The organism is Pseudomonas sp. SDO5532_S415 (assembly GCF_054071155.1).
The window spans coordinates 1-15,086 of the sequence record NZ_JBSVWS010000023.1 but is presented as its reverse complement, the minus strand read 5'-3'; the positions used below and the strand labels follow the sequence as shown (position 1 = coordinate 15,086).

Below are 15,086 nucleotides of genomic sequence, written 5' to 3'. Positions count from 1 at the left end.
GGTCGCGGGTCAAACAAAAACGGCCTCTATATAAATAGAGGCCGTTTCCGGTGCAACCAAGACGTTATCGCAAGACAGGTCTTATTTGCGGTCTTCCAGTTTGGTGATGTCACGCGACTCGTAGCCGGTGTACAACTGGCGCGGGCGGCCGATCTTGTACGGGCTGGAGAGCATTTCTTTCCAGTGGGAGATCCAGCCGACGGTCCGCGCCAGGGCGAAGATCACGGTGAACATGCTGGTTGGAATGCCGATCGCCTTGAGGATGATCCCCGAGTAGAAGTCGACGTTCGGGTACAGCGAGCGTTCGATAAAGTACGGGTCGGTCAGGGCGATCTCTTCCAGGCGCATGGCCAGTTCGAGTTGCGGATCGTTGGTGATGCCCAGTTCCTTCAGCACTTCGTCGCAAGTCTGCTTCATGACGGTGGCGCGTGGGTCGCGGTTTTTGTAAACGCGGTGACCGAAGCCCATCAGTTTGAACGGATCGTTCTTGTCCTTGGCCTTGGCGATGTACTTGTCGATGTTCGAGACATCGCCGATTTCATCGAGCATGGTCAGTACGGCTTCGTTGGCACCGCCGTGGGCAGGGCCCCACAGTGCAGCGATACCGGCGGCGATACAGGCGAACGGGTTGGCGCCCGAAGAGCCCGCCAGACGTACGGTGGAAGTCGACGCGTTCTGCTCGTGGTCGGCGTGGAGGATGAAGATCCGGTCCATGGCCTTGGCGAGTACCGGGCTGATCGGTTTGATCTCGCACGGGGTGTTGAACATCATGTGCAGGAAGTTTTCCGCGTACGACAGGTCGTTGCGCGGGTACATCATGGGTTGGCCCATGGAGTACTTGTAAACCATCGCTGCCAGGGTCGGCATCTTGGCAACCAGGCGGATCGCGGAGATTTCGCGATGCTGCGGGTTATTGATGTCCAGGGAGTCGTGGTAGAAGGCCGAGAGGGCGCCGACTACGCCGCACATGACGGCCATCGGGTGGGCATCGCGACGGAAGCCGTTGAAGAAGGTCTTCAGCTGCTCGTGAACCATGGTGTGGTTCTTGACGGTGCCGACGAACTGGGCCTTCTGTTCTGCAGTCGGCAATTCGCCGTTGAGCAGCAGATAGCAGGTTTCCAGGTAATCCGACTTTTCAGCCAGCTGTTCGATCGGGTAGCCGCGGTGCAACAGAATGCCGTTGTCGCCGTCGATATAGGTGATCTTCGACTCGCAGGAAGCGGTCGACATGAAACCAGGGTCAAAGGTAAAGCGGCCCGTGGCCGTCAGACCCCGAACATCGATAACATCGGGACCAACGGTGCCGGTTAAAATGGGCAGCTCGACGGGGGCTGCGCCCTCGATGATCAACTGCGCTTTTTTGTCAGCCATGTGGCCTCCTATTTATGCTTGAAATCATCAGACAGACCCCCCACGCAGGGCCCGCACCACTATAGTGAGATAAATTCGAATGTCAATTTGCCTAAAGTCTTGCTCCAGAAGGCTTTAACCCGACTTTTTTCTCGAAATTGCCTGCCATTTACGCCTTTTATACGCGTTGTGCAATCAGCTATTTGGGCTAGGTGTTTGCGTTGTCATTAGTAGCCTAACTGTCTATACTCGGCCACCGACCGCCAAGGGCTTTTGGGCCTGCTTTATTGGGGGTCGCATCCCTGGGTGGTGGTTACCTGACCAGTGCACTCCCCAACAACTTTGCCCTGATTGTTAGGGGCTCTTCAGTGTGAAAAAAAGCCGTGAAAAGCCAACGACCTGTAAACCTAGACCTAAGGACCATCAAACTCCCCATCACCGGCGTTACGTCGTTTCTTCACCGTGTTTCCGGCATCATCCTCTTCCTGGGCCTGGGCTTCATGCTTTATGCATTGGGCAAATCCCTGGGTTCCGAGGAAGGTTTTGCCGACGTGAAGGCAACCTTGACCAGCCCTCTGGCCAAGTTCGTAGCATGGGGCCTCCTGTCCGCTCTCCTGTATCACCTGGTAGCCGGTGTGCGCCACATGATTATGGACATGGGCATCGGTGAGACGCTGGAAGGCGGCACGCTGGGCTCGAAAATCATTATCGCCGTGTCTGCGGTGCTGATCATTCTGGCGGGAGTTTGGATATGGTAACCAGCGTTACGAACCTGTCGCGTTCGGGCCTCTATGACTGGATGGCACAACGTGTGTCTGCGGTTGTTCTCGCGGCTTATTTCATCTTCCTGATCGGATACATCGCTGCGAACCCGGGCATTGGCTACGACCAATGGCATGCCCTGTTCGACCACAACGGGATGCGTATCTTCAGTCTGCTGGCCCTCGTTGCCCTGGGTGTTCACGCCTGGGTTGGGATGTGGACCGTCGCGACCGACTACCTGACGCCGATGGCGCTGGGCAAGTCCGCGACCGCAGTACGTTTCCTTTTCCAGTCGGTATGCGGCGTTGCGATGTTCGCTTACTTCGTCTGGGGTGTGCAGATTCTCTGGGGTATCTGATTCATGGCTAACATTCCAACGATTTCTTTCGACGCCATCATTATTGGTGGCGGCGGTGCCGGCATGCGCGCAGCGCTGCAACTGGCGCAAGGCGGCCACAAGACTGCCGTAATCACCAAGGTGTTCCCGACCCGTTCGCACACTGTGTCGGCACAGGGCGGCATCACCTGCGCCATCGCGTCGGCCGACCCGAACGATGACTGGCGCTGGCACATGTACGATACCGTCAAGGGTTCCGACTACATCGGTGACCAGGACGCTATCGAATACATGTGTCAGGAAGGCCCGGCTGCCGTTTTCGAGCTGGACCACATGGGCCTGCCGTTCTCGCGTACCGAAACCGGCCGTATCTACCAGCGTCCGTTCGGCGGTCAGTCCAAGGATTACGGTAAAGGCGGGCAGGCTGCCCGTACTTGCGCCGCTTCCGACCGTACCGGTCACGCGCTGCTGCACACCCTTTATCAGGGCAACCTGAAAGCCGGTACCACGTTCCTGAACGAGTACTACGCTGTCGATCTGGTGAAGAACCAGGAAGGCGAGTTTGTCGGTGTGATCGCGATCTGCATCGAAACCGGCGAAACCACCTACATCCGCGCGAAAGCCACTGTGCTGGCGACCGGCGGTGCAGGTCGTATCTACGCTTCGACCACCAACGCCCTGATCAACACCGGTGACGGCGTCGGCATGGCTCTGCGTGCAGGCGTACCGGTACAAGATATCGAAATGTGGCAGTTCCACCCGACCGGCATCGCCGGCGCCGGTGTACTGGTGACCGAAGGTTGCCGTGGTGAAGGTGGTTACCTGATCAACAAGCACGGCGAGCGTTTCATGGAGCGTTATGCTCCGAACGCCAAAGACCTTGCCGGTCGTGACGTTGTTGCCCGTTCGATGGTTAAAGAGATCATTGCCGGCAACGGCTGCGGTCCGAACGGCGACCACGTAATGCTCAAGCTCGACCATCTGGGCGAGGAAGTGCTGCACAGCCGTCTGCCAGGCATCTGCGAACTGTCGAAAACCTTCGCTCACGTTGACCCGGTTGTTGCACCTGTTCCGGTTGTTCCGACTTGCCACTATATGATGGGCGGCGTTGCCACCAACATTCATGGCCAGGCAATCACTCAGGATGCCGACGGCGTCGACACCATCATCCCTGGTCTGTTCGCAGTGGGTGAAGTGGCTTGCGTATCGGTTCATGGTGCCAACCGTCTGGGCGGCAACTCGTTGCTCGACCTGGTGGTCTTCGGTCGTGCTGCCGGCCTGCACCTGGAAAAGGCACTGACCGACGGTATCGAATACGACGACGCGACTGAAGCTGATATCGAAGCTGCTCTGGCGCGCCTGAACGCGCTGAACAGCCGTACCGATGGCGAAGACGTAGCAACCCTGCGTCGCGAGCTGCAAAGCTGCATGCAGAACTACTTCGGTGTATTCCGTACCGGCGAATACATGCAGAAGGGTATTGCCCAGCTGGCTGATCTGCGTACCCGTATCGCCAACGTCAAGATCAATGACAAGTCGCAGGCGTTCAACACGGCGCGTATCGAAGCGCTGGAGCTGCAAAACCTGCTGGAAGTGGCTGAAGCGACCGCCATCGCTGCAGAAGTGCGCAAAGAGTCCCGCGGCGCTCACGCTCGTGAAGACTTCGAAGACCGTGACGACGAAAACTGGCTGTGCCACACCCTGTACTTCCCGGGTGAGAAGCGCGTTGCCAAGCGTGCAGTGAACTTCTCGCCGAAGACTGTTCCGACTTTTGAACCTAAGATTCGGACTTATTAAGGGTGGCCGCCATGTTGCAAGTCAGTGTTTATCGTTACAACCCTGATCAGGACGCTGCGCCGTTCATGCAGGAATTCCAAGTCGATACCGGTGGTAAAGACCTGATGGTGCTGGACGTGCTGGCGCTGATCAAAGAGCAGGACGAAGGTTTCTCCTATCGTCGCTCCTGCCGTGAAGGCGTTTGCGGCTCCGACGGCATGAACATCAACGGCAAGAACGGCCTGGCGTGCATCACGCCACTGTCCGCCGTTGTAAAAGGTAACAAGTTGATCGTTCGTCCTCTGCCAGGTTTGCCGGTTATCCGTGACCTGGTTGTCGATATGAGCATCTTCTACAAGCAATACGAGAAGGTTAAGCCATTCCTGCAGAACGACACGCCGGCTCCGGCCATCGAGCGTCTGCAGTCCCCTGAAGAGCGCGAAAAGCTCGACGGTCTGTACGAGTGCATCCTGTGCGCTTGCTGCTCGACCTCTTGCCCGTCCTTCTGGTGGAACCCGGACAAGTTCCTGGGTCCAGCTGCCCTGCTGCAAGCGTACCGCTTCCTGGCAGACAGCCGCGACACCAAGACGGCCGAGCGTCTGGCTTCGCTGGATGACCCGTTCAGCGTATTCCGCTGCCGCGGGATCATGAACTGCGTCAACGTATGTCCGAAAGGCCTGAACCCGACTAAGGCCATCGGTCACATCCGTCACATGCTGCTCTCCAGCGGCGTGTGATTCAGCTGCTGTAACCCAGCTGTTGTAAACGTAGTGCCGCTGTAAACGTAGAGGCTAAGGCGCGGGCTTCAACCCGCGTCCTGGCTATAACCAGAGCGGCAGCTTAAAAGGCTGCGGCTCTTACTTTGAAGAAATGAGACAAGCAGGGGCATCCGGGCTGGTACCCGGACTATCAGTGTGATCCTAGTGGCTTGTTTTGGTCGCTGCATTTGGACTTCTGCAAGTTTGCTCGGTGTCGACACCGGTGGTGTTCCCCTAACCGAGGGTGACCAAGCATGCAAGAAAGCGTGATGCAGCGCATGTGGAACAGCGCCTACCTATCCGGTAGTAACGCTGCCTATGTGGAAGAGCTCTACGAGCTCTACCTGCACGACCCTAACGCTGTGCCAGAAGAGTGGCGCACCTACTTCCAGAAGTTGCCTGCCGACGGCAACTCTGCCACCGATGTTTCGCACTCCACAATTCGCGATCATTTCGTCTTGCTGGCAAAGAACCAGCGCCGCGCCCAACCGGTTTCCGCCGGCAGCGTGAGCAGTGAGCACGAGAAGAAGCAAGTTGAAGTGCTGCGATTGATCCAGGCCTACCGTATGCGTGGCCACCAGGCAGCCCAGCTTGACCCGCTGGGGCTGTGGCAGCGTACTGCACCTGCAGACCTGTCGATCAATCATTACGGCTTGACCAATGCCGATCTTGATACGACCTTCCGTGCCGGCGACCTGTTCATCGGCAAAGAGGAAGCGAGCCTACGCGAAATTCACGAAGCGTTGCAGCAGACATATTGCCGCACCATCGGCGCTGAATTCACGCATATCACCGATTCCCAGCAGCGCCAGTGGTTCCAGCAGCGTCTGGAAAGCGTGCGTGGCCGTCCGACGTACTCTGCCGACATCAAGAGCCACCTGCTCGAGCGCGTCACTGCCGGCGAAGGCCTGGAAAAATACCTGGGTACCAAATACCCAGGCACCAAGCGTTTCGGTCTGGAAGGCGGCGAGAGCCTGATTCCGATGCTCGACGAGCTGATCCAGCGGTCCGGTTCCTACGGCACCAAGGAAATCGTCATCGGCATGGCCCACCGTGGCCGTCTGAACGTGCTGGTCAACACCTTCGGCAAGAACCCGCGCGAGCTGTTCGACGAGTTCGAAGGCAAGAAAAAGGTCGAGCTGGGTTCCGGTGACGTTAAATACCACCAGGGCTTCTCGTCCAACGTGATGACCACCGGCGGTGAAGTTCACCTGGCCATGGCGTTCAACCCGTCCCACCTGGAAATCGTATCTCCAGTGGTCGAGGGTTCCGTTCGCGCCCGTCAGGATCGTCGCAACGACCCTACCGGTGAGAAGGTTCTGCCGATCTCCATCCACGGTGACGCGGCATTCGCCGGTCAAGGCGTGGTGATGGAAACCTTCCAGATGTCGCAGACCCGCGGTTTCAAGACCGGCGGCACCGTGCACATCGTGATCAACAACCAGGTCGGTTTCACCATCAGCAACCCGCTGGACTCGCGCTCCACCGAGTACGCTACCGACGTCGCGAAAATGATCCAGGCGCCGATCCTCCATGTGAATGGTGATGATCCGGAAGCCGTATTGTTCGTGACCCAGCTGGCCATCGACTACCGCATGCAGTTCAAGCGTGACGTGGTGATCGATCTGGTCTGCTACCGTCGTCGCGGCCACAACGAGGCTGACGAACCTAGCGGCACCCAGCCAATGATGTATCAGCAGATCACCAAGCAGCGCACCACTCGTGAGCTGTATGCCGATCGTCTGACCCAGAGCGGTGTGATGGACGCAGAACGCGTTCAGGCGAAAGTCGACGAATACCGCAACGCGCTGGACAACGGTCTGCACGTGGTGAAAAGCCTGGTCAAAGAGCCGAACAAAGAGCTGTTCGTGGATTGGCGTCCGTATCTGGGTCACGCCTGGACCGCGCGTCACGACACTCGCTTCGACCTGAAGACCCTGCAGGAACTGTCCGCCAAGCTGCTGGAAATTCCGGAAGGCTTCGTGGTTCAGCGCCAGGTTGCCAAGATCTACGAAGACCGTCAGAAGATGCAAGCCGGCGGCCTGCCGATCAACTGGGGTTACGCCGAAACCATGGCGTACGCGACCCTGGCGTTCGAAGGTCACCCGATCCGCATGACCGGCCAGGACATCGGCCGCGGTACGTTCTCGCACCGTCATGCCGTGTTGCACAACCAGAAGGATGCGGGCACTTACGTGCCGTTGCAGAACCTGTACGACGGTCAGCCACGCTTCGACCTGTACGACTCGTTCCTGTCCGAAGAGGCCGTGCTGGCGTTCGAATACGGTTATTCGACCACCACGCCAAACGCACTGGTTATCTGGGAAGCCCAGTTCGGCGACTTCGCCAACGGTGCCCAGGTGGTTATCGACCAGTTCATCACCAGTGGCGAGCACAAGTGGGGCCGCCTGTGCGGTCTGACCATGCTGCTGCCGCACGGTTATGAAGGTCAGGGGCCGGAGCACTCCTCGGCTCGTCTGGAGCGTTACCTGCAACTGTGCGCCGAGCACAACATTCAGGTGTGCATGCCGACGACGCCGGCTCAGATCTATCACTTGCTGCGCCGTCAGGTGATTCGCCCGCTGCGCAAACCATTGGTAGTCCTGACTCCGAAGTCGCTGCTGCGTCACAAGTTGGCCATCTCGACGCTTGAAGATCTGGCCGAAGGTTCGTTCCAGACCGTTATCCCGGAAATCGATGCCCTGGACCCGAAAAAGGTCGAGCGCATTGTTCTGTGCAGCGGCAAGGTCTACTACGACCTGCTGGAAAAACGCCGTGCCGAAGGCCGTGACGATATCGCCATCGTGCGTATCGAGCAGCTGTACCCATTCCCTGAGGACGACTTGAACGAAGTCCTGGCTCCTTACACCAACGCCAAACATGCCGTCTGGTGCCAGGAAGAGCCGATGAACCAGGGCGCGTGGTACAGCAGCCAGCACCACATGCGTCGCAGCATCAGCAACCTCAACAAGTCTCTCGTACTCGAGTACGCGGGCCGTGAGGCTTCTGCTGCACCGGCATGCGGTTACGCATCGATGCACGCCGAGCAGCAGGAACAACTGCTGCAAGACGCCTTTACCGTTTAATGCCTTCGCGCACCTGAAACCGAATTTAAGGAACCACAGATAATGGCTATCGAGATCAAAGCCCCCACTTTCCCGGAATCGGTTGCCGATGGCACCGTTGCCACCTGGCACAAACAACCGGGCGACGCCGTCAAGCGTGACGAACTGATCGTCGACATCGAAACCGACAAAGTCGTACTGGAAGTTCTGGCTACTGCTGATGGCGTGCTGGGCGCTATCGTGAAGAACGAAGGCGACACCGTTCTGTCCGACGAAGTGCTGGGCTCGATCGTTGAAGGTGGTGCTGCCGCCGCTGCTCCAGCTGCTGCCCCGGCCGCCGCTGCTCAAGCCGCTGCTCCGGCTGCCGAAGGCGAAGATGATCCTGTTGCTGCCCCGGCTGCTCGCAAGCTGGCTGAAGAAAACGGTATCAACATCGCTTCCGTTGCCGGTACCGGCAAAGGCGGTCGTGTGACCAAGGAAGACGTGGTTGCAGCCGTTGCCGCCAAGAAAGCCGCTCCGGCTGCTGCGCCTGCCAAGGCTGCCGCACCTGCCGCTGCTGCCCCGGTATTCGCTGCCGGTGACCGCGTTGAAAAACGCGTTCCGATGACCCGTCTGCGTGCCAAGGTTGCCGAGCGTCTGGTTGAAGCTCAATCGAACATGGCGATGCTGACCACTTTCAACGAAGTCGACATGACCGAAGTCATGGCCCTGCGTTCGAAGTACAAGGATCTGTTCGAGAAGTCCCACAACGGCGTGCGCCTGGGCTTCATGTCGTTCTTCGTGAAAGCCGCTACCGAAGCGCTGAAACGCTTCCCGGCTGTCAACGCGTCGATCGACGGTGCGGACATCGTTTACCACGGCTACGCTGACGTCGGTGTTGCTGTTTCCAGCGACCGCGGCCTGGTTGTACCGGTTCTGCGTAACGCCGAGCTGATGAGCCTGGCTGAAATCGAAGGCGGCATCGCTACTTTCGGCAAGAAAGCCCGTGACGGCAAACTGTCGATGGAAGAAATGACTGGCGGTACGTTCACCATCACCAACGGCGGTACCTTCGGTTCGATGATGTCGACCCCGATCGTCAACCCGCCGCAGGCTGCGATTCTGGGCATGCACAACATCATCCAGCGTCCTATGGCGATCAACGGCCAGGTCGTTATCCGTCCGATGATGTACCTGGCGCTGTCCTACGATCACCGTCTGATCGATGGCAAAGAAGCTGTGACCTTCCTGGTGACCATCAAGAACCTGCTGGAAGACCCGGCTCGTCTGTTGCTGGATATCTGATAGAAGCAGTCGCGAGCTGCAAGCTACAAGCTGCCAGTAAAGGCAGTTTGGCTTGTGGCTTGCGGCTTGAAGCTTTTCGCTCAAGAGGATTTTTTGAATGTCGCAGAAATTTGACGTAGTAGTGATCGGTGCGGGCCCTGGCGGCTATGTTGCTGCCATCAAGGCCGCGCAACTGGGTCTCACCACGGCCTGCATCGAGAAGTACACCGACAAGGAAGGCAAACTGGCGCTGGGCGGTACCTGCCTGAACGTCGGCTGCATTCCGTCGAAAGCCCTGCTGGACAGCTCGTGGAAATTCCACGAAGCGCAGGATGGCTTCGCGATCCACGGCATCAACCACGCTGGCGTGACCATGGACGTGCCAGCGATGGTCGGCCGCAAGGCCAACATCGTCAAAGGTCTGACCTCCGGCGTTGCAACCCTGTTCAAGGCCAACGGCGTAACTTCGATCCAGGGCCATGGCAAGCTGCTGGCCGGCAAGAAAGTCGAAGTCACCAAGCCTGACGGTTCGGTTGAAGTCATCGAAGCCGAAAACGTGATCCTGGCTCCAGGTTCGCGTCCGATCGACATTCCACCGGCTCCGGTCGACCAGAATGTGATCGTCGACTCCACCGGCGCACTGGAATTCCAATCCGTTCCCAAGCGTCTGGGCGTGATCGGCGCTGGTGTGATTGGTCTGGAACTGGGTTCGGTCTGGTCCCGCCTGGGTGCTGAAGTGACTGTCCTGGAAGCCCTGGACACCTTCCTGATGGCAGCCGACACGGCCGTTTCCAAGGAAGCGCTGAAAACCCTGACCAAGCAGGGCCTGGACATCAAGCTGGGCGCTCGCGTGACCGGTTCGAAAGTGAACGGCGACGAAGTCGTTGTGAACTACACCGATGCCAACGGCGAACAGAACATCACTTTCGACAAGCTGATCGTAGCCGTTGGTCGCCGTCCGGTGACCACTGATCTGCTGGCCGCCGACTGCGGAGTGACCCTCGACGAGCGCGGTTTCGTGCACGTTGACGATCACTGCGCTACCACCGTACCGGGCGTTTACGCCATCGGTGACGTGGTTCGCGGCATGATGCTGGCGCACAAGGCGTCGGAAGAGGGCATCATGGTTGTCGAGCGCATCAAGGGCCACAAGGCCCAGATGAACTATGATCTGATCCCTTCGGTTATTTATACTCACCCGGAAATCGCGTGGGTCGGTAAAACCGAGCAGGCCTTGAAAGCTGAAGGCGTAGACGTTAACGTCGGCACCTTCCCGTTCGCAGCCTCTGGCCGTGCCATGGCTGCCAACGATACCGGCGGTTTCGTCAAGGTCATCGCAGATGCCAAGACAGACCGCGTATTGGGCGTCCACGTGATTGGCCCAAGCGCTGCCGAACTGGTTCAGCAGGGCGCGATCGGTATGGAATTCGGCACCAGCGCTGAAGACCTGGGCATGATGGTTTTCTCCCATCCGACCCTGTCTGAAGCCTTGCACGAAGCTGCTTTGGCAGTGAATGGCGGCGCCATCCACATCGCCAACCGCAAGAAGCGTTAAGACAATAAGAAACCACGGCGGTATCGGCCCGTCGTGAGCCTTGCGTGCAAGACTCACCGCGGAATGTCCGCTGGACGCAGTCTTGCGTAGCTGCACCGGGTATCCGGAAAGGCTACGCAAGCAGCAGTCACAGGTGGTGCGGCACTTGAACAAGTGCAGCACCGAATGCGCAGTACCTAACGAAGACGGTAATAAGCATGAATCTTCACGAGTATCAGGGTAAGCAGCTGTTCGCTGAGTACGGCCTGCCAGTATCCACCGGTTACGCGGTAGACACCCCGGAAGCAGCAGCAGAAGCTTGCGACAAAATCGGCGGCAGCGAGTGGGTTGTCAAAGCCCAGGTCCACGCCGGTGGTCGCGGTAAAGCGGGCGGCGTAAAGCTGGTTCGCAACAAAGAAGACGCCAAAGCCTTCGCACAGCAGTGGCTGGGCAAGCGTCTGGTGACTTACCAGACTGACGCCAACGGTCAGCCAGTCACCAAGATCCTGGTTGAATCGTGCACTGATATCGCTAAAGAGCTGTACCTGGGCGCTGTCGTTGACCGTTCGAGCCGTCGCATCGTGTTCATGGCTTCCACCGAAGGTGGCGTGGACATCGAGAAAATCGCTCACGACACTCCAGAAAAAATTCTGAAAGCCACTATCGACCCACTGGTTGGCGCTCAGCCATTCCAGGGTCGCGAGCTGGCATTCCAGCTGGGTCTGGAAGGCAAGCAAGTTGCCCAGTTCGCCAAGATCTTCGTTGGTCTGGCCAAACTGTTCCAGGATCACGATCTGGCCCTGCTGGAAGTGAACCCGCTGGTGATCAAGGCTGACGGCGATCTGCACTGCCTGGACGCCAAGATCAACATCGACGCCAACGCCATGTACCGTCAGCCTAAGCTGAAGACTTTCCACGATCCGTCGCAAGACGATCCGCGCGAAGCGCACGCTGCCAAGTTCGAACTGAACTACGTAGCGCTGGAAGGCAACATCGGTTGCATGGTCAACGGTGCCGGCCTGGCCATGGGTACCATGGACATCGTCAACCTGCACGGCGGCAAGCCAGCCAACTTCCTCGACGTGGGCGGCGGTGCTACCAAAGAACGCGTAACCGAAGCCTTCAAGATCATCCTGTCCGACACCAACGTCGCTGCAGTACTGGTCAACATCTTCGGCGGCATCGTTCGTTGCGACATGATTGCCGAAGGCATCATCGGTGCAGTGAAAGAAGTCGGCGTGAAAATCCCGGTTGTTGTTCGCCTTGAAGGCAACAACGCTGAGCTGGGCGCTAAAGTACTGGCAGAAAGCGGTTTGAACATCATCGCTGCTACCAGCCTGACCGACGCTGCTCAACAAGTTGTCAAAGCTGCGGAGGGCAAATAATGAGCGTCCTGATCAATAAAGACACCAAAGTTATCTGCCAGGGTATTACCGGTTCGCAAGGTAGTTTCCACACCCAGCAAGCCATCGAGTACGGCACCAAGATGGTGGGTGGTGTAACTCCAGGCAAAGGCGGCACCGAGCACCTGGGTCTGCCAGTGTTCAACACCGTGAAAGACGCCGTAGCGGCCACTGGCGCTACCGCCAGCGTGATCTACGTTCCGGCTCCTTTCTGCAAGGACTCGATCCTGGAAGCTGCTTTCGGCGGCATCAAGCTGATCGTTTGCATCACCGAAGGCATTCCTACCCTGGACATGCTGGACGCTAAAGTTAAGTGCGACGAGCTGGGTGTTACCCTGATCGGCCCTAACTGCCCAGGCGTGATCACTCCAGGCGAATGCAAGATCGGCATCATGCCAGGTCACATTCACTTGCCAGGCAAGGTCGGTATCGTTTCCCGTTCCGGCACCCTGACCTACGAAGCTGTGAAGCAGACTACTGACGCCGGTTTCGGTCAGTCGACTTGCGTCGGCATCGGTGGTGACCCGATCCCGGGTTCGAACTTCATCGACATCCTGAAGCTGTTCCAGGAAGACCCGAAGACCGAAGCGATCGTGATGATCGGTGAGATCGGCGGTTCGGCTGAAGAAGAAGCGGCTGCCTACATCAAGGCACACGTGACCAAGCCGGTTGTTTCCTACATCGCCGGTGTGACTGCTCCTCCGGGCAAGCGCATGGGCCATGCTGGCGCAATCATCTCTGGCGGCAAAGGCACTGCAGACGAGAAATTCGCTGCTCTGCAAGACGCAGGCGTTAAAACCGTGCGTTCGCTGGCAGACATCGGCAAGGCCCTGGCCGAGCTGACTGGTTGGGCAGTCAAGTAAGCCTCGCGCTTAACTGACGCTTCACCAAACAAAGGCCACCTTCGGGTGGCCTTTGTCGTTTTCGGGATATGAGAAATGTGCAGGGCTTTTTGTGGCGAGGGGATTTAGCGAAACGTCGCACCGCCCCGTTCGGCTGCGCAGCAGCCGTAAATCCAGCAATGCGAGTGTGCCTGATTTACTGCATAGGGTGATTCTGGGGCCGGGGGCCGCTTCGCGACCCAACGGGGATAAATCCCCTCGCCACAGAGGTCGAGGTGAAATTTAGATACGTAAACGCGACACGAAAATGTCGTAGATCGGAATGTTCGCCCTCTAACAGTGCGTTTTACGGCCAAATTCGTTAGGCTAGCCGCCATTTTTGCGTCCGCCGCCCACAAGGCAGCTACGCGCTAAACGGGTCAGTCCCATACGGACCGACTGCATTTCCCTCATCCATAAGGGAAACCCCTCTCTAAATTCCGATTCAGTAGTGTGGTATTTCCTTAATGAAAGTGTTGAAAGGTCAGGACATCCTGGCACTTGGTTTTATGACGTTTGCCCTGTTCGTCGGGGCCGGCAACATCATCTTCCCGCCTATCGTCGGTTTGCAGTCCGGGCCTAATGTCTGGATGGCGGCGCTGGGCTTTCTGGTCACGGCGGTAGGTCTGCCGGTGATCACCGTTGTCGCGCTGGCCAAGGTCGGTGGCGCGATGGACGCGTTGAGCAGCCCGATCGGTAAGCTGGCCGGTGGCCTGCTGGCGGCTGCGTGCTACCTGGCCGTTGGTCCACTGTTTGCCACGCCGCGTACCGCTACCGTGTCGTTCGAAGTGGGCCTGGCACCGCTGACCGGCGAAAGTCCGCTGGCGCTGTTCCTCTACAGCTCGGTGTATTTCCTGCTGGTGTTCTTCATCTCGCTCTATCCAGGCCGTCTGCTGGATACCGTGGGTCGTTTCCTCGCACCCTTGAAGATCATCGCTCTGGCGGTACTGGGCATTGCGGCATTTGCCTTGCCGGCGGGTGATATTGGTCAGGCAACGCCTGAATACGTTGCAGCTCCGTTCTCCCAGGGTTTCATCAACGGTTACCTGACGATGGATACCTTGGGTGCGCTGGTGTTCGGCATCGTTATCGTCAACGCCATCCGCTCCCGCGGCGTCGAATCGCCGGCGCTGATTACCCGTTACGCGATCATTGCCGGCCTGATCGCCGGCGTGGGCCTGGCGCTGGTGTATGTCAGCCTGTTCCGGCTCGGTTCCGGCAGCCATGAAGTGGCCGCCGGCGCGACCAACGGTGCGGCGGTGTTGCATGCCTACGTACAACACACCTTCGGCTCCCTGGGCAGCGGCTTCCTGGCGGTGCTGATTTCCCTGGCGTGCCTGGTGACGGCCGTGGGCCTGACCTGCGCCTGCGCGGAGTACTTCAGCCGTGTACTGCCACTGTCCTACAAGACCCTGGTGATCATCCTCGCGGCGTTTTCGTTGCTGGTGTCCAACCTGGGCCTCACCAAGCTGATCGCCTTCTCGATCCCGGTACTGACCGCGATCTACCCGCCATGCATCGCCCTGGTGGCCTTGAGCTTCTGCAAGGACTTCTGGCATGAGCAGGGCCGCATTGTCGGTCCGGTGATGCTGGTGTCTTTCATCTTCGGCTTGATCGATGCCCTCAAGGGCGCGGGCCTGGCAGACTGGATGCCGACTCAGCTGGCTCACTTGCCGCTCAGCGAGCAGGGCCTGGCGTGGCTGGTGCCTTCGGTAATGACCCTGGTGGTCGCCGTGGCTTGCGATCGCTTGCTGGGCAAGCGCGAAGAAGCGCTGGCTTAAGCTTCACTGGCCCGTCACGAGCGGGTTTGTACGCAAAACAGAAATGCCCCGTATCAATCGATACGGGGCATTTTTTATGGGCGTGAGGCAGTGTCTTTTTCCTTAAGCTAACGTCGAAGCATTGCCGAACCTAATGTGGGAGCGAGCCTGCTCGCGAAAGCGCCGGATCAGTCAAC

The 15,086-nt window shown here is 58.4% G+C and carries 11 protein-coding genes; 10 read left to right on the top strand and 1 reads right to left on the bottom strand.

Annotated features, from left to right (window positions below; all coding sequences use genetic code 11):
- Positions 1-81 precede the first annotated feature (81 nt).
- Positions 82-1,371 (bottom strand): citrate synthase, encoded by a 1,290-nt coding sequence (gltA, locus tag ACW9HW_RS08845; protein ID WP_007936034.1) that lies wholly within the window; start codon positions 1,369-1,371, stop codon positions 82-84.
- 362 nt (positions 1,372-1,733) lie between these two features.
- Here gltA and sdhC point away from each other — a divergent pair, with 362 nt between their 5' ends.
- The 10 genes from sdhC to brnQ all read left to right on the top strand — a co-directional run bounded on the left by sdhC (position 1,734) and on the right by brnQ (position 14,910).
- On the top strand, positions 1,734-2,108 hold the full coding sequence (gene sdhC, locus ACW9HW_RS08840) for a succinate dehydrogenase, cytochrome b556 subunit (RefSeq protein WP_083348457.1): 375 nt from the start codon (positions 1,734-1,736) through the stop codon (positions 2,106-2,108).
- Positions 2,102-2,470 carry a succinate dehydrogenase, hydrophobic membrane anchor protein gene (sdhD, locus tag ACW9HW_RS08835; protein ID WP_095195655.1) on the top strand — a complete coding sequence of 123 codons (369 nt, stop codon included), beginning with the start codon at positions 2,102-2,104 and terminating at the stop codon, positions 2,468-2,470. Before sdhC ends, sdhD begins: the two co-directional genes overlap by 7 nt.
- A gap of 3 nt (positions 2,471-2,473) precedes the next feature.
- Positions 2,474-4,246 (top strand): succinate dehydrogenase flavoprotein subunit, encoded by a 1,773-nt coding sequence (sdhA, locus tag ACW9HW_RS08830; protein WP_095195654.1) that lies wholly within the window; start codon positions 2,474-2,476, stop codon positions 4,244-4,246.
- A gap of 11 nt (positions 4,247-4,257) precedes the next feature.
- Entirely contained in the window at positions 4,258-4,962 is a 705-nt protein-coding gene (locus ACW9HW_RS08825) for a succinate dehydrogenase iron-sulfur subunit (protein ID WP_095195653.1), read from the top strand.
- Between the two features lie 275 nt (positions 4,963-5,237).
- On the top strand, positions 5,238-8,069 hold the full coding sequence (locus ACW9HW_RS08820) for a 2-oxoglutarate dehydrogenase E1 component (RefSeq protein ID WP_457399477.1): 2,832 nt from the start codon (positions 5,238-5,240) through the stop codon (positions 8,067-8,069).
- Between the two features lie 42 nt (positions 8,070-8,111).
- The gene (gene odhB, locus ACW9HW_RS08815) at positions 8,112-9,332 is read left to right on the top strand and encodes a 2-oxoglutarate dehydrogenase complex dihydrolipoyllysine-residue succinyltransferase (protein ID WP_095195651.1); all 1,221 of its coding nucleotides are present in this window, start codon (positions 8,112-8,114) and stop codon (positions 9,330-9,332) included.
- Positions 9,333-9,429: 97 nt separating this feature from the next.
- Positions 9,430-10,866, top strand: coding sequence for a dihydrolipoyl dehydrogenase (gene lpdA / locus ACW9HW_RS08810; RefSeq protein ID WP_095195650.1), 1,437 nt, complete (start codon positions 9,430-9,432; stop codon positions 10,864-10,866).
- Positions 10,867-11,063: 197 nt separating this feature from the next.
- Entirely contained in the window at positions 11,064-12,230 is a 1,167-nt protein-coding gene (gene sucC, locus ACW9HW_RS08805) for an ADP-forming succinate--CoA ligase subunit beta (RefSeq protein WP_003223015.1), read from the top strand.
- Positions 12,230-13,111 (top strand): succinate--CoA ligase subunit alpha, encoded by an 882-nt coding sequence (sucD, locus tag ACW9HW_RS08800; RefSeq protein WP_003223019.1) that lies wholly within the window; start codon positions 12,230-12,232, stop codon positions 13,109-13,111. The genes sucC and sucD overlap by 1 nt, the downstream gene beginning before the upstream one ends.
- 485 nt (positions 13,112-13,596) lie before the next feature.
- Positions 13,597-14,910, top strand: a complete 1,314-nt coding sequence (brnQ, locus tag ACW9HW_RS08795) for a branched-chain amino acid transport system II carrier protein (RefSeq protein WP_095195649.1) — start codon at positions 13,597-13,599, stop codon at positions 14,908-14,910.
- Positions 14,911-15,086 lie beyond the last annotated feature (176 nt).